The sequence below is a fragment of the Nonomuraea sp. NPDC049625 genome, from assembly GCF_040675285.1.
Taxonomy (GTDB): Bacteria; Actinomycetota; Actinomycetes; order Streptosporangiales; family Streptosporangiaceae; genus Nonomuraea; species Nonomuraea angiospora_A.
In genome coordinates this window covers 13,159-30,758 of record NZ_JBFAOQ010000020.1, presented here as the reverse complement: position 1 = coordinate 30,758, position 17,600 = coordinate 13,159, and the positions used below count along the sequence as shown (strand labels likewise).

Annotated in this window: 18 protein-coding genes; 6 read left to right on the top strand and 12 right to left on the bottom strand. The window is 70.4% G+C overall.

Annotated features, from left to right (window positions below):
• From AB0J87_RS53205 to AB0J87_RS53170, 8 genes are all read right to left on the bottom strand, one after another.
• Window positions 1-1,455 carry a sugar transferase gene (locus AB0J87_RS53205; protein WP_363981170.1) on the bottom strand — a complete coding sequence of 485 codons (1,455 nt, stop codon included), beginning with the start codon at window positions 1,453-1,455 and terminating at the stop codon, window positions 1-3.
• A 269-nt stretch (window positions 1,456-1,724) separates the two neighbouring features.
• On the bottom strand, window positions 1,725-2,081 hold the full coding sequence (locus AB0J87_RS53200) for a hypothetical protein (RefSeq protein WP_350733499.1): 357 nt from the start codon (window positions 2,079-2,081) through the stop codon (window positions 1,725-1,727).
• A gap of 68 nt (window positions 2,082-2,149) precedes the next feature.
• On the bottom strand, window positions 2,150-2,773 hold the full coding sequence (locus AB0J87_RS53195) for a GntR family transcriptional regulator (RefSeq protein WP_363981166.1): 624 nt from the start codon (window positions 2,771-2,773) through the stop codon (window positions 2,150-2,152).
• Window positions 2,770-3,660 carry an EamA family transporter gene (locus AB0J87_RS53190; RefSeq protein ID WP_363981163.1) on the bottom strand — a complete coding sequence of 297 codons (891 nt, stop codon included), beginning with the start codon at window positions 3,658-3,660 and terminating at the stop codon, window positions 2,770-2,772. The genes AB0J87_RS53195 and AB0J87_RS53190 overlap by 4 nt, the downstream gene beginning before the upstream one ends.
• 19 nt (window positions 3,661-3,679) lie before the next feature.
• A complete protein-coding gene (locus AB0J87_RS53185; protein WP_363981160.1) occupies window positions 3,680-4,057 on the bottom strand; it encodes a hypothetical protein in 378 nt (125 codons plus the stop codon).
• A gap of 59 nt (window positions 4,058-4,116) precedes the next feature.
• Complete coding sequence (locus AB0J87_RS53180) at window positions 4,117-6,072, bottom strand: NACHT domain-containing protein (protein ID WP_363981157.1); 1,956 nt, start codon at window positions 6,070-6,072, stop codon at window positions 4,117-4,119.
• Window positions 6,073-6,147: 75 nt separating this feature from the next.
• Window positions 6,148-6,663, bottom strand: coding sequence for a GNAT family protein (locus AB0J87_RS53175; RefSeq protein ID WP_363981154.1), 516 nt, complete (start codon window positions 6,661-6,663; stop codon window positions 6,148-6,150).
• 35 nt (window positions 6,664-6,698) lie between these two features.
• Window positions 6,699-7,064: an MmcQ/YjbR family DNA-binding protein gene (locus AB0J87_RS53170; RefSeq protein ID WP_350733490.1), complete on the bottom strand. Its 366-nt coding sequence runs from the start codon at window positions 7,062-7,064 to the stop codon at window positions 6,699-6,701.
• A 76-nt stretch (window positions 7,065-7,140) separates the two neighbouring features.
• On the opposite strand from AB0J87_RS53170, the gene AB0J87_RS53165 reads away from it, so the two are divergent.
• Window positions 7,141-7,764, top strand: a complete 624-nt coding sequence (locus tag AB0J87_RS53165; RefSeq protein WP_363981150.1) for a TetR family transcriptional regulator — start codon at window positions 7,141-7,143, stop codon at window positions 7,762-7,764.
• Here AB0J87_RS53165 and AB0J87_RS53160 read toward each other — a convergent pair.
• Window positions 7,755-8,174 (bottom strand): VOC family protein, encoded by a 420-nt coding sequence (locus AB0J87_RS53160; RefSeq protein ID WP_363981147.1) that lies wholly within the window; start codon window positions 8,172-8,174, stop codon window positions 7,755-7,757. The genes AB0J87_RS53165 and AB0J87_RS53160 overlap by 10 nt on opposite strands.
• A 100-nt stretch (window positions 8,175-8,274) precedes the next feature.
• Window positions 8,275-8,853 (bottom strand): hypothetical protein, encoded by a 579-nt coding sequence (locus tag AB0J87_RS53155; RefSeq protein WP_363981144.1) that lies wholly within the window; start codon window positions 8,851-8,853, stop codon window positions 8,275-8,277.
• Between AB0J87_RS53155 and AB0J87_RS53150 the strand changes: the two genes are divergently transcribed.
• Both AB0J87_RS53150 and AB0J87_RS53145 read left to right on the top strand, forming a co-directional pair.
• A complete protein-coding gene (locus AB0J87_RS53150) occupies window positions 8,846-9,145 on the top strand; it encodes a hypothetical protein (protein WP_363981141.1) in 300 nt (99 codons plus the stop codon). The two genes, AB0J87_RS53155 and AB0J87_RS53150, sit on opposite strands and share 8 nt — an antisense overlap.
• Window positions 9,146-9,229: 84 nt before the next feature.
• Window positions 9,230-12,073, top strand: coding sequence for a BTAD domain-containing putative transcriptional regulator (locus AB0J87_RS53145; protein WP_363981138.1), 2,844 nt, complete (start codon window positions 9,230-9,232; stop codon window positions 12,071-12,073).
• Here AB0J87_RS53145 and AB0J87_RS53140 read toward each other — a convergent pair.
• Window positions 12,003-13,298, bottom strand: coding sequence for a cytochrome P450 (locus tag AB0J87_RS53140; protein ID WP_363981135.1), 1,296 nt, complete (start codon window positions 13,296-13,298; stop codon window positions 12,003-12,005). The two genes, AB0J87_RS53145 and AB0J87_RS53140, sit on opposite strands and share 71 nt — an antisense overlap.
• Window positions 13,299-13,519: 221 nt before the next feature.
• Between AB0J87_RS53140 and uppS the strand changes: the two genes are divergently transcribed.
• Both uppS and AB0J87_RS53130 read left to right on the top strand, forming a co-directional pair.
• Window positions 13,520-14,257 carry a polyprenyl diphosphate synthase gene (gene uppS, locus AB0J87_RS53135; protein WP_363981132.1) on the top strand — a complete coding sequence of 246 codons (738 nt, stop codon included), beginning with the start codon at window positions 13,520-13,522 and terminating at the stop codon, window positions 14,255-14,257.
• The gene (locus AB0J87_RS53130) at window positions 14,254-15,657 is read left to right on the top strand and encodes an oxygenase MpaB family protein (protein WP_363981129.1); all 1,404 of its coding nucleotides are present in this window, start codon (window positions 14,254-14,256) and stop codon (window positions 15,655-15,657) included. Before uppS ends, AB0J87_RS53130 begins: the two co-directional genes overlap by 4 nt.
• Window positions 15,658-15,663: 6 nt before the next feature.
• Here AB0J87_RS53130 and AB0J87_RS53125 read toward each other — a convergent pair whose 3' ends face one another.
• Window positions 15,664-16,512: an isocitrate lyase/phosphoenolpyruvate mutase family protein gene (locus AB0J87_RS53125; protein ID WP_363981126.1), complete on the bottom strand. Its 849-nt coding sequence runs from the start codon at window positions 16,510-16,512 to the stop codon at window positions 15,664-15,666.
• A 92-nt stretch (window positions 16,513-16,604) separates the two neighbouring features.
• Between AB0J87_RS53125 and AB0J87_RS53120 the strand changes: the two genes are divergently transcribed.
• Complete coding sequence (locus AB0J87_RS53120) at window positions 16,605-17,594, top strand: DUF5937 family protein (protein ID WP_363981123.1); 990 nt, start codon at window positions 16,605-16,607, stop codon at window positions 17,592-17,594.
• Window positions 17,595-17,600 lie beyond the last annotated feature (6 nt).

Below are 17,600 nucleotides of genomic sequence, written 5' to 3'. Positions count from 1 at the left end.
CTAGTAAGCCCCTTCTCCACGGGTGACGACGGACCAGGTCTTCCAGAGGATCTGCAGGTCGAGGATGAGCGACCAGTTCTCCACGTACCGCAGGTCGAGGCGTACGGACTCCTCCCAGCTCAGGTTGGAGCGGCCGCTGACCTGCCAGAGCCCGGTCATGCCCGGCTTGACCACCAGCCGGCGGCGGACGTCGGCGCCGTACTGGCCCACCTCCTCCGGCAGCGGCGGGCGGGGGCCGACCAGGGACATCTCTCCTCGGAGCACGTTCAGCAGCTGGGGCAGCTCGTCGAGCGAGTATTTCCGCAGGAAAGCGCCTACCCGCGTGATTCTTGGATCGTTCCTAATCTTGAAGAGCACGCCGTCGAACTCGTTCGCTTCCAGAAGTGCGCTCTTGAGCCGCTCCGCATCAACCACCATCGTACGAAATTTCACTACATGGAACTCTTTGCCGCCTTTGCCGACCCTGATCTGGTGGAACAGCGCCGGCCCCTGGCTGGTGAGGCGGATCACCAGCGCGATGGCCAGCAGCGGCAGCGCCAGGAGCAGCAGGGCGGCGGCGGCGACCAGGCGGTCGAAGACGGTCTTCGCGACCTGCTTGGTGCCGTCGAACTCGGGGTGCTCCAGGTGCAGGAGCGGCATCCCCGCGACCGGCCTGATGCTGATGCGCGGCCCGGCCACGTCCATGAGTGCGGGGGCTACGAAAAGGTCGGTGCGCGCGGTCTCCAGGCTCCAGGCCAGCCGGCGAAGCGCGGCCCCGTCCAGCTCCGGGCAGGCCAGCACGGCCACGGCGTCGGCCTGCACGCGCTCGACCACCGTGGCCACGTCGCCGAAGGAGCCGAGCACGGGGATGCCGTCGAGGTCGATGTCCATCGCGCTGTCCGGAAGGCAGGCTCCCACCACCTGCATTCCGTGGTGCGGCTGCCGCCTGAACTGCATCACCAGGTCGAGAATCGACTCCCGGTGCCCGACCGCGATCACCTGACGCATGTAGTCGCCCACCGCCCTCCTTCGGTGGAGACGCTTACGCATCCGGTAGCGGAAGTACAGCGTGGACAGCAGCGCCAGCGGCAGCATCGCCATCACGAAACTGCGGGCGACCGCGGTCTGCGTCGCGTAGGCCAGGATGGCGACGGTCGCCATCAGGCCGACACCGCCGTTGAAGACGGCCTTGAACTCGTCCGTTCCCTCGCCGTTGGCACGCTGCCGGTACGCGCCGCCCATCATGAGCGCGACGGGCCAGGCGACGATCAGGCCGAGTCCGAGCATGAACTCGACCCACGGAATGAACACCCCGGCGATGAGCCTGATGCTCAGCACGCATACGCATGCCAGCAGTGCGCATGTCGTATCACCGCCTAACAGGAGCCGTAGGTACGCGCGCGTCCAGATGCTCGACGCGCGGCGTGGCACGGCCCCGAGGAGCACGACAACGGACTCCCCAGTCCCCACCCTCATAGCACCACCCTGAGAACTCTTGTGCACCGCGATAACAGGACGTTCCTTGAACCACATGGGTTGACATGTCCCACGCACAATCAAGGGCGGCGGCCCCCACTAAAGAGTAAAGATCGATTCCGGTACGGGGAATAACGTCCAATGTCCACAATCGGACGAGGGCTCAGCAGCTGAAGGGCTTGACGGAACGATCCATAAGTGCAGCGGTCTAGCTGGCAAAATGTACGGTTTACGGTGGAATTTCGGCAGGTTGCCGCCGAATCAAGCCGCTAGTCGTACTCCAGATCCGGCAATGCGGACGGCGGGTCAGGACTGCGCCAGACGACCACAACCCCGTCACGCGCGGAGTCGGCGGCCAGGGCCAGCCGATCGAGGTCGAAGTCCGGCAGATAGCGCAGCCGCGCCAGGAAGGTGGCGTCCGTGGCCGAACGCGGCACGACACAACCGTCGCCGTCGCGGTCGAGCAGGATGTAGAGGACGTCCTCCCCGGCTTCGGCTTCGGTGACGACACGGACCTCCACCACGTCCTCCCAGGCGAGAGCCTCGACGCTACCGTCCGCGTAGTGACGGGTGACGCCCTCTTCCGTGACATATACGTAGGAGTCCGGCATCGGATTGCCGTGCATGGGCGCGATTCTTGCGAGTTCAGGGGCTGTCCCGCAAGGGTTCGCACACAATGGTGCGGTTGACCCCGTCAGTGACCGCCCCACGAGTGGCTGAGATGCGCGGCCACCGCCGCCCTGGCCGCGTCCTCCGGGCCGTCGGCGATGGCGTCGAGCAGCTCGCGATGCTCGCGCACCAGGACGTCCCGGTCCGTGTAGACCTCCCGGAGCCGCACCGTCCCGAGCCGCGTCTCCGCGGCCAGGACTCCGTAGAGCCGTTCGAGCCGGGGGCTCCCCACGGCCTCGATCAGCGCCTGGTGCATCGCCATGTGCTCGGCCACGCACTCCGACCAGGGCGCGTCGGCGGGCAGGGCCGCCATCCGGTGCAGTGCGGCCTCCGCCCCGGGAACCCGCTGCCCGGCCACGGCCTGCGCCATGAGGTCTTCGAGCGGCCTGCGGACGTACATGAGATCGTCGAGGTCCGAAAGCGTCACCTCGGGGACATAAGCGCTGCGGTTGCGCTCGCGTCTCAGCAGCCCCTCGTGGACGAGGCTCGCCAGCGCTTCCCGCACGGTCGGCCTGGCGACGCCGTACGAGGCGGCGATCTCCTGCTCGGGCAACGGGGTGCCAGGCGGGATCTCGCCGGACAGCACCCTGCCGCGCAGGGCGTCGGCGAGCGCGCCGACGGTGGAGACGGGTCTGAGCGGCAACGTCACGGCTGCGACTCTAGCTCCCTTTCCGGCACAAGCTCTTGCTCGCGTACTTTCTCCGGGATCGCCACGGCCACCAGGCTCAGCGCGAGGAGCACCAGGCCCGCGATCGAGATCGGGGCCAGCCGCTCGCCGAGCACCACCAGGCCGAGCAGCGCCGCGACGGCCGGCTCCGCCAGGGCCAGCGTGGCGGCCGTGGCCACCGGCGTGGTCCGCAGGCCCCTGCCGTACAGGAAATAGGACAGGGCCGTGGTGCCGAGGCCCAGGTAGACGACGGCGAGCAGCCCGCGCGGCTCGCCCATCCAGGCGACGCCGTTCGCCAGCAGGACGGGCAGCATGATCAGTGCCGCGCCGCCGAACATGACCCCCATGACCGCGTTGGACTCGGTCCCGCGGCTGATCGCCCGGGCCGCCATGACCGCGTAGAAGGCGTAGACCAGGCCGCCGAGCAGCGCGAACAGCACTCCCGAGACCGTCTGCCCGCCGGCCTCGGCCCCGCCTCCCACGATGACCGCGGCGCACCCGCAGATGGCCGCCGCGGTCGCCATGGCCCACCGCCCGCTCGGCCGGTGACCGTGGAGGAGCCAGGACAGCAGCCCCGTGAAGACGGGCCCGCTCCCGATTGCCACCACGGTGCCGATGGCGACCCCCGTGCGGCCGACGGCGGCGAAGAAGCACAGCTGGTACGCGGCCACCGCGACGGCGGCCAGCAGCAGGCCCGGCCTGATCGCCTTCCTGACGCCGGCCCCGGCCACGAGCGCGAGCGCCGTCCCCCCGATGACCAGCCGCGCGGCGGCCAGCGCGACGGAGTCGGCGGAGACGAGCAGTCCTGCCGTCCCGGCCGTGCCCCAGAGCACGGAGGCAGCGACAACGGCGAGTGGTCCGTTTCTCATGCTCGCCATTGTCTGACAATTAGACAATTTCGTCCAGTTGCTGGTCGATCAGCCGCCCCGCCGGGGCCACCACCTCCCCCGCGTAGTCGTCCAGCACGGCCAGGGCGTCGTGGATGTCCGGCACGCTCTTGCGCGGGAGCTCGAACAGCGTCTCGTCCTCCGCGGTGATCGACCCCTCGATGTGGAAGGCGCCGGCGAAGACGGCGATGGAGATCTCGAAACGGACCTCGCGGCCGTCGGGCAGCGTGAGGCCGGTGCCGACGCGGGCGCCCGCGGGCGGGAGGAAATAGGAGAAGGGCTCGCTTCTGGCGAACGGGTGACGTAATTCCGCGAGCATCCCTGACGCCCGGCTCAGGGCTTCCAGGAGACCGGCTGCGGCCAGGCTCTCGCTGTCCACCAAGAAAGGGTAGATCAGCGGGGCGGCAGGTGGCCATTCGTCCCGCTGTTGCCCGTGCACTAAGAGCGGTGCGGGTGGGCCAGCCGCACTCTCAGGAGGTCGTGTCGGAAGTAGTACAGGCCGCCCACTTTCCGGAACACACCTCGTTGGTAGCCGTCCTCCAGGAGCGCCGTCACATCCCATGGCAGCCGGCCGGTCGCGGCGAGCAAGATGCGCGCCACGACGAAGCTCGTGCGGGAAGTCTGCAGAATCGTCATGAAGACGACCACGGCCAGCGCCGCCAGGGCGAGCGCGTACGGCGAGGCGGCGGGCCCACCGATGATCCCGAGCGTGACGGCGAAAGAGAGGATCACCGCCTGAAGAGCGATCAGGGCAGGCGACAACACCGTGAGGACCCAGAGCGCGGCCACCGCCGCGATGCCGCTCGCGGCACCGGCCGGCAGGCTGTCTCCCGCCGCGAGGTACCAGTGAACGGCGGCGAAGCACACCGCCGCGGCGGCCCATGCCCCCCACTGGCTCCTACGCTCCGGAACCGTGTTGGCGAAGGCGTAGTAACCCAAGATGCCCAGCGCCATGGCCGTACCTGCGATGGCGCCCAGAGAGGCGTCCGCCGCGAGGCCGAATGCCGCGCCGGTGCCCAGACCGGCCACGAGACCGGTGATCACGCTGCTCGCCACAGGCGCGACCCTGTCCCCCAAGGCCGCCCCGGAGATGCCTTGAGTGCGGAAATGGCGGGCGAGGAAGGTGAGCCACCTGTGCACGTCGTTCGCGCGCCAGGGCGAGCTCGGATGCCCTGACGGGTCCGAATAGAGCGCGGGAACGATCTGCGTCAGGAGGTGGGCCTCCACCTCACGCCTGCTCGTGAAGGCGAGCAGGTCGTCCGGGTCGGCGGCGCGCTCGGCGTAGGTGACCCGGGCCAGCGACAGGGCCAGAGGAGTGGAGAGCCCGCGGGCGAGCTCTCCGTCCGGATGCGCGGCCAGTTGCGCGAACACACCGTCCCACTCGGCGAGCCGGGCGGGCTTCGTGGTGACGGTCAGGTAGTCGCGGACGGCGACGGCGTCGAGCGGCCTGAGCTCGATCACGGCCGCGGCGGTCAGGACATCGGCCTCCCTGGAGTCGATGGTGGCCAGATATTCGCCGGTACGGCTGGTCAGGAGGACCGGACGAGTGGAGCCGAACGCGGCGTTGATCTTGGTCAGGGCTGTCTCGCGATCGGCTTGCCGCATCTCGTCGAGCCCGTCGAGGACGAGCAGCAGGCGGTCCGTGCCCAGAGGCTCGTCGAAGGCGTAGTCCTCGCGGAGGCGTGAGTAGATCCAGGCGCGCAGCGACTTGTCCGACGGACTCCAGGTCGACAGTCTCAGGATCACCGGCACGGGCGCGGCCGGGTCGCCTGACTTGTCGCGGGCCGCCAGGCAGGCCAGAACGAAGCGCATGACCAGGGAGGTCTTGCCGGCGCCCGGCTCGCCGAGCGCGACCAGGCGCATGCTGGGGAGCTTGGTGTGGAAGGTCTGGTAGAGATCGTCCAGGGTGCCGTCGAGGTCGACGGGTGTGTCGTCGCCCCCGATGACCCGCCAGTGATCGCTGACCGGCGGGCCGAGCGTGCGCCACGAGACGGGCAGCGGCTGCGGGTCGAGCAGGCGTTGCCGTAACTCCTCCGACTCCCACACCTGCCGGACCCTGGCGGCCAGCCGATCGGCGCGCGCGGCCTCGACGTCCGCCGCCGGCTCGGCCTCGTCGAGGGTGCCGAGGTCGCCCACTTCCTTGGCGCGCTGCCGTAACCAGCCGATCGAGGCCGCGGCGGCGACGAGGACGCTGACGGAGAAGCCCCCGACGCTGGCCCACCGGTCGGCGTTCTCCAGTCCCTCCGAGACGAAGAACACGGCCAGGGCGATGCAGCAGGACGGCACGAGCACGATCGTGGCGACCAGCGCCCACCAGTACCACCCACGAATGTCTGAGCGTGATCGCGCCACGCCGGCGTGCCTCCGGACCATCGTGCGGACAACGGGCTGCATGCTCGGAGCCATGGCAGGTGCCGCCATCGGGTCGAGCATGCATGCGGACAATAGCGCGACGCGGCCAGCTCAGCGTCACTCGCCGGTCTGGAGCGGGGGATCTGTGGCCAGGCGAGCGTGGCGTTCGACGTCGTGACGGACGCCGTCGTGACGGAGCTTGCCGCGTTCGATGCCCTCCGGCCGGAACCCGGCCTTCGTGGCGACCCGGCACGACGCCGGGTTGTTGACGCGGTGCCCCAGCTCCAGCCGGTAGAGCCCCAGCTCGCCGAACGCCCACCGGGCCAGCTCCCCGGTGGCCGCCGCGGCGATGCCGCGCCCCCTGGCCTCGGGTAGGACCCAGTAGGACACCCAGCCGTTGTCGTGCTCGTCGAGGCGGGACACCGCGACGTTTCCGACCACCTGCTCACCCTCGGGGCCCTCGACCGTGACGGCGAACGCGTGGCCCACCCCCTGCCAGGCGGTGATCCACCCGGCGGCGTCCTTGAGCGTGACGACGGGCCAGGATGCCTGCGTCCGCAGGTCCGGCGCCCGGAAGGCCCTCAGCACGACCGGCGCGTCGTCCGCCCGCCACTCCCGCAACCGAACGCGCACAACGCCCACAATGCCCGACATTACCCGTAATGCACCTATAACGCGCCCTGCCCGATTTGATGCGCGGCCTCGAACTCGGCGACCATCGCCTTCGGCGCGGTCAGGCACCAGGCCTCGGCCACCAGCTCGAACAGCTCGTCAGAGTCGATCTTGTCGAGGTGCACCACCACCCAGCCGAACCGCCCGGCCGTGAACTGCACCTCGAACACCTCGGGCCGCTCGGCCACCAGCGCGATCTGCTCCTCGATCGTGGCCTTGAGCCCGACGGTCTCGGTCGCCTCCCACAGGTAGCCGAAGCCCTTGTCGCGGACCTTGAGGCCGATCCACTCGCCGCCGTGGCTCATGCGGACCCCGGGCAGCTCGTCCAGCAACTGGAGGAACTCATCGACGCTCACACCCATGCCCGCCTGTCTACCAAACCCGACCGACAGTTCCGACCGCGGCCCCGAGGGCGGCGTTCCCGATAACGTGATGCCGATGGCCGACACACGTACCAAACTGCTCGATGCCGCGCTGGAGACGCTCAAGGAGCACGGCATCGCCGGCGTCTCCGCCCGTACGATCGCCGCGGCGGCGGGCGTCAACCAGGCCCTCGTCTTCTACCACTTCGGCAGTGTCGACCAGCTCCTCGCGGCCGCCGTCGAGCACGGCTCCCAGCAGCGCATCGCCCTCTACCGCGCCCGCTTCGCCGCCGTCACCACCCTCCGCGAGCTCCTCGATCTCGGCCGCGCGCTGCACGCGGAGGAGCGGGCGGAGGGCACCGTCGCCGCCCTCGCGCAGGTCCTCGCGGGCGGCCAGACCGATCCCAAACTCGCACCGGCCACCACCACCGGCCTCAACCTGTGGATCGAGGAGGTCGAGCAGGCCCTGGGGAGGGTGCTGGCCAAGTCGCCGCTGGCGGAGTTCGTGGATGTGGCGGGCCTGGCCAAGGCCACGGCGGCGGCGTTCGTGGGCCTGGAGCTGTACGAGGGAGTGGACCCGGACGGTGCGAACCAGGCGTTCGACGCCCTGGAGAGCCTGGCGGGCCTGGTGACGGCCCTGGAGGACATGGGCCCCCTCGTACGCCGCGCCGCCCGGGCCAAGCTGCGCCGTCACTCGTAGTAGCGCACCTCCAGCACGTTGCCGTCGCGGTCGGGGAAGAACATCGTCTCGGGGGCGATGCCCTGCGCGCCGAAGGAGTTGACGCCGGAGCCCGTGATCTCGACCCCGTGCCGCTTCAGCCTGACCTGCAGCTCGTCGAAATCCTCCTTTCCGACGGCCAGGCAGAAGTGATTGATCGGATGCCCGGCGCTGCCCTTGACCCCGGTGCCCTCGTCCACTCCCATGGAGGCGTCATACGCCATCAGGTCGAGGATGGTCTCGGCCGAGATCCGTACACTCGGAAACGCCGTCTTTCCCTCGCGAAACGCCTCGACCCGCACCCCCGGCAGGCCGATAACCTGCTCGTAGAAATGCAGGGAATCGAGCTGGTCGGAGACCCAGCAGACGAGATGGTCCAGCCGCACGTCCATGCATACCTCCGCTTCTGCCGCCCCGAATCCCCCTGTCCACCTGCGGTTCCATGGTTGGACGGTGATTCAGCGGCCGATACCGGCCTGCGCCGCACTCATTTCATAATGAAAGATCCGGATGACAGCGAAGTAAACACGGCAGGTCCGGCGGCGACCGCACCGCGCCAATTGAGAAATGCGAATCCGATGCGGATGCTCCGCGCAGAAGTGTGGACGCGAGGCCATCGCGGCGGTGGCGGTGACCGCCGCGACCCTGGCCGGCGGGGTGGTCCTCGTCTCGTCCCCCGCGCACGCCGCCGGCTGGACCTGCAGCGCGAATTGGGACACGAGATCGTTCAACCTGCCGAAGCGGTTCGACAAGTTCGTGGTGCAGGTGCGCCTCGAGCGCGACGACCGGGCTCGCCAGCCAGTCGTGCGATCTCACCGATGAGATCAACAACGAGGAGGTCAGGGTCCTGCCGGACGGCACCGAGGTGGGCGACGAGCCCGAGCAGGAGCCGGCGTCCGCCAGCGGGCCCAGCCGGAGCAGGTAGCGCTCCATCAGCACACCGTGGATGATCGCGCTGACCACGCCGGCGCGCAGCTCGGCGTCCGTGCCGGGGATGACCGCCGTGAACTGGCCGAGCCTGCGGATGGCCGCGGCGCGGAAGTCCTCGGCGGCGTCGGCGTGGGTGAGCATCGAGCGCAGCACGGCCAGCGAGGCGACCGGCTCGCCGACCAGCCGCTTGTGGAGCAGGGCGAGCAGAGCGTCGGCGACCTCGTCGGGCGTGCCGGGCGCCAGCTCGTCGGGGGGCAGTTTCGCGGCCTGCGAGAACCGGCCCCGTGAGGTCGTCGAACGCGTGTTGCGGGCGGGCCTGGCGCAGGACTACGAAACGGTCCTCGGCCTGATGGCGCCCGACGGCCACCTCGAATGGCCGTACCGACCGCCCGGGGTGCCGGCCCGGCTGGAGGGCCGCGCCTCCCTGCCATGACGCCAGGCCGGCTGATCGCCAAGGGACGGTGATCAAGCCTCGACTATCCTCACGTCGGGGAGCTGGTTCCGCTGGAGGTCGCCGGTGAGTTCTGAAGGTCTGACGCGGGCCAGGTTCCGCCTTCTCGGCCCGGTGGAGCTCCAGACCGATACAGGACACGTCGTCCTGACCGGCAAGCAGGGGGCGTTGCTGACGATCCTGCTGCTGAGCGCCAACCGCGTGGTGTCCGTCCAGCGGCTGGCGGAGTCGCTGTGGGGCGAGCCGCTGCCGAATTCCCCTTCCTCCCGCGTCAGGATGCTGATCTCCGACCTCAGGAAGACGTGCGCCGCCGCGGGGGACGAGCTGATCCGTACGCAGCGGCCCGGGTACGTCGTGCGGCTGGCACCCGACCAGCTCGATCTGGCCAGGTTCCTCGACGGTGTGGCGCGGGCCCGCAAGGCGGCGACCGCAGGTGACCCGGAGACCGCGGTGACCCGCTACGACGAGGCGCTGGGCCTCTGGCACGGGGCGCCGCTGGTGGGGATCGACGGCTCCTTCGTCCCGGCGGAAGTGGCCAGGCTCGAGGAGCTGCGGCTGGAAGCGATGGAGGAGCGGGGCTCGACCATGCTCGCGACGGGCAGGCACGCCGAAGCCGTCACCGAGCTCACCGCGGTCGTCGCGGACCATCCCCTGCGCGAGTCGGCGCACGGTCAGCTCATGCTCGCGCTGCACCGCAGCGGCCGGCGCGCCGACGCCCTGGCGGTCTACCGGAGACTGCGCGAACGGATCAGCGAGGAGCTGGGGCTGGAGCCCGAACGCGAGCTGCAACAGCTTCACCAGCGGATCCTCACCTCCGACAGCACGCCGGAACCCCAGCCACGTCCGGTGCTCTCGCCGATCCCCCGGCAGTTGCCCGCTCCGCCACCGCACTTCGTCGGCCGCGAACGCGAACGCGCCGAGCTGGACCGCCTCGCCCGCGACCGGACCAGGAACAGCGTGGCCATCGCCGCCATCAGCGCCACCGGGGGAATGGGGAAGACCTCGCTGGCCCTGCACTGGGCGCACGACAACAGCGACCTCTTCCCCGACGGCCAGCTCTACGTCAACCTCCACGGGTTCGACCCGGGCAGCGACCCCCTGCCGGCCCATGTGGCGCTGCGCCATTTCCTCGGCTCTCTCGGTGTCCCGGCGGCGGCCATCCCGGCCGGCGAGGAGGCTCAGGCCGGGTTCTACCGGTCGCTGGTCGCCGACCGCCGCCTGCTCGTCGTCCTCGACAACGCCCGCGACGTGGCACAGGTCGAGCCGCTGCTGCCCGGCAGCCCCGGCTGCGTCGTCGTGATCACCAGCCGCAACCGCCTCCCGGGCCTGAACGCCACCCGCGGCGCGAGCCTGATCGGGCTGGACGCCCTCACGCCCGCCGAGACACGCCGCCTGCTCGGCCACCACCTGGGCGAATCGAGGATCGGCGCTGATCCCGACAGCGCGGCCGCCCTCGTGGAGCACAGCGGCGGCCTCCCTCTCGCGATCAGCGTGCTCTCCGCGCGCGCGGCCATGCACCCCGGCTTTCCCCTGTCGGTCCTCGCCGAGGAGCTGAGCAGCCCCGCCACCCGCCTCGACGCCCTGCAGACCGGTGATCTGAACGCGGACCTGCGGGCCGCGTTCAAGTCCTCGTACGAGGCCCTCCACCCCGGCACCGCCCGGCTGTTCGCGCTGCTGGGTCTGGCGCCGTGGCCGGACATCAGCCTGCGGTCGGCCGCCGCGCTCGCCGGCCTGCCCGCCTCCCGCACCAGGGTGTCGCTGCGGCACCTCGAAGCCGCCAACCTGATCCAGCAGCACCGTCCCGGGCGGTATCGCACGCATGACCTGGTCCGCCTCTACTCCTCCGAACGCGCGCAGTCCGACCTGCCCGATCACGAGCGGGCGGAGGCGCTGACCCGCCTGGTCGACGCCTACGTGCTCACCGCGTGCGCCGGCGACCGGCTGCTGAACCCCAACCGTCCCTTCGCCGCGCGGATCTCCGGAGAGGCCGTGCGGGACGAGTTCGAGGACGCCGCGTCGGCCTGGGCGTGGTTCGAGGACGAGCAGTCCAGCCTCATCGCCGTTCAGCGGCACGCCGAGAGGCTGGGCCTGGACGCGGCCGTCTGGCGGCTGGCGTGGGCGATGGACACGTACCACAAGCGGTGCCAGCACGAGCTGCGCACCCGGTCCTGGGAGACGGCCCTGGCCGCCGCCGAGCGGCTGGGCCAGCCGGGCCCCCGGGCCTTCTCCCATTGGTATCTGGGGTACGCCTACGCGCAGGACTCCCGGGCCGACGACGGCCTGGAGCACCTGCTGCTCGCGTTCGAGCTGTTCGAGCAGGAGGAGGACCTCGCCGGGCAGGCGCACACCAGCCACACCCTCGGGTTCGCCTGGCTGGAGCGGGGCGCACCCGAGCGCGCGCTCCCGCACGTGGAGAACGCCCTGCGCCTCCAGCGCGAACTCCGAGACCCCCTCTGGGAGGCCAACGCGCTCAGCGCCGCCGGCTGGTGCCACGCCAAGCTCGGCCACTACCCGCAGGCGCGGTCGTACTGCGAGCAGGCTCTGGAGCTGTTCCAGAAGCACGAGGACCTGAACGGCGAATCCGCCACCCTCGACAGCCTCGGCTACATCGCCCACTGGGCGGGACAACATGACCAGGCGCTCGATTACTACGGCCGATGCCTCGAACTACGCGAGGAACTCGGAAACGCCTACCAGCGCGCCGACACCCTCGTCCGCATCGGCGACGTCCACCACGAAACGGGCCGGCCCGCCGCCGCCCGCGACGCCTGGCAGCGAGCGCTCGATCTCTACCACAAGCAGCACCGGGCGGTCGAAGCCGGGAACGTCCAGGAGAAGATCAGGCGCCTTGCCGCACCGCCTTCCGCTCCAGCCGGACCCTCAGGTCACGCGGCACCAGGAGACCGCTGAAGTCGGGCACCATCGCCGTCTCCTGCGTCCGCGCCAGGTTCATGCCGCTGACCAGCCAGGCTGTCGCCAGCGTCAGCTGCATCATGCCGAGCTGGGTCCCCACGCACACCCTCGGCCCGGCGCCGAACGGCAGGTAGGTGTGCCTGACGGGCGCGGCACGAGGCTCCAGCCACCGTTCCGGCACCAGCTGGTCGGGGTCGGACCACCAGCGCGGATCGCGATGCAGCCGATACAGGCTGAACAGCACCTGATCCCCCGTCTTGAGACGCCACCCGTCGAGCTCGGTGTCGTGACGTACGGTCCTGCCGATCAGCCAGGTCGGCGGCCACAGCCTGAGCACCTCCTTGACGAACGCCTCGGTGTACGGCAGGTCCCCCATGACCGGGACCTCGCCGGCCGGCGCGGCCTCGGCCTCCAGCCGGGCCAGCACGTCGGGCCGCGTGCTGAGCTCGTACACGATCCAGGTGAGCGCGGCGGCCGGGACGCCCAGGGCGGCCAGCATGATCCCGCGCAGGAACCGCTCGATCTGCAGGTCGGACAGCTGCTGATCGCCCGGGGCGAGCAGCACGCCGAGGAGGTCCTGGGCGGCGGAGTCCCCGGCCAAGCGGCGGCGGCGCACGATGTCGGTCATGAGCGCCAGGAGCCGCTTGCGGGAGCGGGCGAAGCGCCGCACCTTGCGCGACGGCCACCACGGCGGGAGCTGCAGCGAGTCACGCGACAGGGGGTCGATGGCCGCGACGCTCTCGGCCAGCGTCTCCGGCACGCCTTCCGCGTCCGCGCTCAGGCAGAAGTCGGCGGTCGCCCGGCCGAAGAAGTCGGCCATCGTGGCGAGCACGTCGATGTCCCCGTCACCGACGGTCTTGAGGAAGATCTCCCGCAAGCGTTCGGCGTGCGCCTGCGCGACCCTCCTGTGCAGCCCCTGCCAGCCGGCGCGGCGGGTCGTCGTCCACAGCTCGGCGTCGGCCGCCATCCGCTCGGTGTCCGTGTTTCCCGCCAGCGGCGAATTCTCGGCCAGGAAGTCTCGGTTGGTCCTGGTGAGCAACGCATGCACCTGATCCGGTGAGGACACCACGATGGTGCGGGCGTCGAACGAGAAGACGTCCCCGTATTCACGGTGACACCGTTCCAGGAAACCGTTCCTGTCCCGGTCGTACTCCTCGGTGTTGCCGAACAACCAGTGCCCTCGGGGCCCGGGGGGCCGCTCCGAACCAGGTGCGTGCGTCACTCGTCGGCCCTCTTAGTTCCAGAAGTTCCAGTAGGTGTACATGCCTCCCATGCGGACCCGGCCCACGAGGCGGACGGTTGCGTGTCGGATGTGCTTCATGCGTTACCTCCGTAGCGCGACTGACGTCACTGACCACGATCGATCACGGGGCGCATGATCTCCGCATGAAACCCGCCTGCCCGCCACCGTCACCACAGGTAATGGTATAGTTACGGTCAGCTATGGAAGTCGTCAGCGGATTGCCGTGTCACGTGGCTTGCGTGATGGACGGAAACGGGCGGTGGGCCGCGCAGCGATCGCTGCCGCGCACCGCGGGCCACGAGGCGGCGGAGGCCGCCGTCGTGGACATCATCGAGGAGGCGCGTTCGGCCGGCATCAGGTGGTTGAGCCTGTACGCCTTCTCCACCGAAAACTGGCGGAGGCCGGCGGGCGAGGTCGACATCCTGATGAGGCTCGTGCGCCGGGCCATCCGCAAGCACGCACCGGCGTTGCACGCGCGGGGCGTCCGGTGCAGGTTCCTGGGCATGTCCGATCCGCGGATCCCACCCACCCTGGTCCGCGACATCACCGACCTGATGACGCTCACCAGCGACAACAGGCAGATGACACTGACGGTCGCCTTCGATCACGGGGGGCGCCGCGACATCGTGGAGGCCGCCCGCTCGCTGATCCGCGCCGACGTGCCGGCCGAGCAGGTCACCGAGGCCACCTTCGCCCGGCATCTCCCCTACTCCGACACGCCGGATGTGGACCTGGTCATCCGCACCTCCGGAGAGCAACGCATCTCCAACTTCATGCTCTGGCAAGTGGCCTACGCCGAGTGGGTCTTCCCGCAGGTGCTGTGGCCGGACTTCCGCGCGACCCACCTCTGGGAATGCCTTGACGCCTACCGATCGCGCCAGCGCCGGTTCGGCGATGTCCGTCAGTCGACCGCCGCCACGGGAGAGGAATCTCGATGAGCCAGAGCACCGCCGACGCCTTCGGGCCGGACTCGATGCTGCGCCGCCTCGTCAACGACGCGCGGTGGGGCCTCGCGGTGACCCGCGCCACGGTTCTGGAGGCCGCACATCCGCAGATCGGCGCCGCGTTGATCGAAAACTCGACGTTCGTGGCGCATCCGTGGCGGCGGCTGCGCAACACGTTGGTGAGCATGCAGCGCGTGCTCGACCCTGACCAGCACGTCCGCACCCGGGAGGCGACCCGCCTCAACCGCCTGCACGCCCGCATGTCGGGCACCGACCCGCAAGGCCGCCCCTACGACGGAAAGGACGCCGAAGCCCGCGCCTGGGTGGTGGCGACCCTGTTCGAATCGACGGTGACGATGTACCGGCTGAGCGGCGAGTCGCTCGACGGACCCGCGCTCGAACAGCTCTATGCCGAGTTCCGTGCGTTCCTGGCCCTGATCGAGGGCGACAGCGACCGGCTCCCCGCGACGGTGCGGGAGTTCTGGTCCTACTACGACGACATGATCGACCACCGCCTGGAGAGCACCGAGGCCGTGCGCGTCATCCTCTACCGGCTCTTCGCCAACGTGCCCGCACCGCCCCTGCTGCGCAACCATCCCGCGGTGTGGGCCGCGGGCCGGACCGTGGCGGGCCCCGTAGCCGCCGCGATCACCATCGCGTCGCTGCCGGAGCCCTTCTGCCGGCGGGTCGCCCTGCCCGACCTCCCGGGGGCGCGGGCTCTCATGCACGGGGCGTACCTCACCGCCGGAATCGCCACCCGCGTGCTCCCGGACGGCTGGGTGGACGTCAACTCGCTCGTGAGCCTGCTGGATCCCGGCCACGACGGTGGTTCCGGGCCATGGCAGACCGTACGCCGCAAGGCCGGCCAGGTCGCGGCCATGGTCAGGCTCATCACCCCGGCCCCCGACGACGTCAACCCGACCACCCGCTCGGCCGACCGGTTCTTCACCGAGGTCCTGGACCAGACGGGCGACGGTTACCTCACCTGGCCCGACCTGGCGGCCATGGCAAGAGAGCTCGCCACCCGGCTCGACCTGGACGAACAGGACGAGGAGCGGCTCTACAACGCCTACGCCACCTGGTGGCGGGAGTTGCAGACCAATCTCGACACCGACGGCGACGGGCGCGTCACACGACAGGAATACGCCGCCTCGGCCGTCTCGCTGCCCGGCTCAGGGTTGATCAAGGTCGCCGACGTGCTGTTCGACGTCACCGACGGCGACGACGACCAGGCGATCGACGCGCAGGAGTTCCAGAGCTTGTTCCGCACGGCCTTCCACCGCGATCTGGCCGGCGGAGCCGACGCCTACTCGCGCGGCGCCTTCGTCAGGCAGTTCCTGTCCTTCATGTCGGGGCAGCGGCACTCGGTCGCCTACGACTCCCTCCTGTCCTAGCTTCGATCAACGGCGGAACAGGACGTCGAGTTCGCTGAAGTCCAGCGAGCCGTCCAGCGCCGTGAGACCTCCCGTGCCGAGCAGCTCCGCGGCGGCTCGCCGGGTCGCGGCGTACGCGGCCTGGGCCAACCCGGTGCCGAGGCTGACCCTGCGTACCCCGGCCTGCGCGAGCTCGGTGACACTCGGCCCACCCGCGACGGCCATCGCGTTGACCGGCAGCGGCGATGCCGCGCAGAGGGTGTTCAGCGCGTCCAGGTCGAGCAGGCCAGGAACGAAGATGCCGTCGGCTCCCGCCTCCGCGTAGGCCTCCGTCCGCTCCAGCACCTCGTCCAGCCGCCCGTCCGGTGCACCGATCCCGAACAGGAAGACGTCGGTACGGGCGTTGACGAACAGCTCCGGCAGGGCCGCGGCGGCCGCGGCCTCCCTGGCGGCGCGCAGCCTGGCGCTCTGCTCGGCCACGTCGAACAGAGGACCGCCGACGGCCGTGGAGTCCTCCAGATTGACGCCCACCGCCCCGGCCTCGGCCACCGCCCGCACGGTCGCGGCGACATCCGCCGGATCCGGCCCGTACCCTCCCTCCACGTCGACCGTCACCGGCACATCGACGGAGTCCACGATGCGCCGCGCGGCCTCCACCATCTCGCCCCGGCCGAGCCGCTGCCCGTCCCCGCGGCCCAGCGACCACGAGACGCCACCGCTGGTCGTGGCGATCGCCGTGGCGCCGGCCGCGGCGATGACGGCCGCGCTGGCGGCATCCCAGGCGTTGGGCAGCACCAGCACGGGCTCGGTGCTCAGGGCGCGGAACAGCCGCGCCTTCCGCTGAGTCGCGGCATCGACGGAGGAGGAGATGTACATGACTGCCTTTCGGGTTGTCCTGCTTCCGGGATACTGCTGGGCAGAGGGTCGAGGATCCACTGATTAAGCTGAGACCGAATCATGGAGGCGGCATGAAGGCGCGACTCGCCTTCTCGGTGAACGATCTGGCCGAGACCCGGTTCGCCGTCTCGCCCATGTGGGAAGTCGTCACCAGCGTCAGAGCGCTGGCCGCCGCGGTCGTGCCGCGCCCGCACCGCAACTGGGCCGACCAGGTACGCCCCCGGCTCGCCGCCGCGGGCCTCGATCGCGGCTGGCTGGCCGACATGATCCCGCCCAGCGGCCACCTCCCCGACTTCCTCAACCCGGCGCCGACGACTCCCTCTCCCGGCCTTGCCGACGAGCTGGCCGCCATCGAGGCCACCGACCCCGAGCAGGTACGGCAGGACGTCGATCGCCTGGCCGCAGAGCGCGACGGCGCTCTGCCCTCCCAGCTGCGGAGCCTTCACCGCACCCCGCAGAGCTGCCTGCCCCGGATCGTGGCGGAGATCGAGGTCTACTGGGGGCTGGCGATAGCGCCCTACTGGGCCAGGATCCGCTCGGTCCTGGAGGCGGACATCTTCCACCGGGGGCGCCAGGTGGCCGAGCAGGGTACGGCCCAGGCGCTGGACGAGCTGCACCACACGGTGCGTTGGGCCGGCGGCAGCCTCCACCTGGTAGAGCGGCACTGCGCCATCACCAGGATCGAGACCGGGGCCGGGCTGCTCCTGGTGCCGTCGGTCTTCGCCTGGCCGCGGGTGCTGACCCGCTCCGTCGCGCCCGAACCACCGCAGCTGGCCTACCCGGCGCGCGGGATCGGCCTGTTGTGGGAGCGCCGGACACATACGCACATGGAAGCCCTCGCCGCCGTGATCGGCCGATCCCGGGCGTTGATCCTGGCCGAACTGGACACCCCCGCCTCGACCACCGAACTCGCCCAACGGTCGGGCCTTTCCGCGGCGGGCGTCTCCCAGCACCTCACCGCCCTGCGGGCCGCCGGCCTGACCAGCACTCACCGAGCGGGCCGTTCGGTCCTCTACGCCCGCACCGGCCTCGCCGACGCCCTGCTCACGGCGCAGGCGTGAAACCCC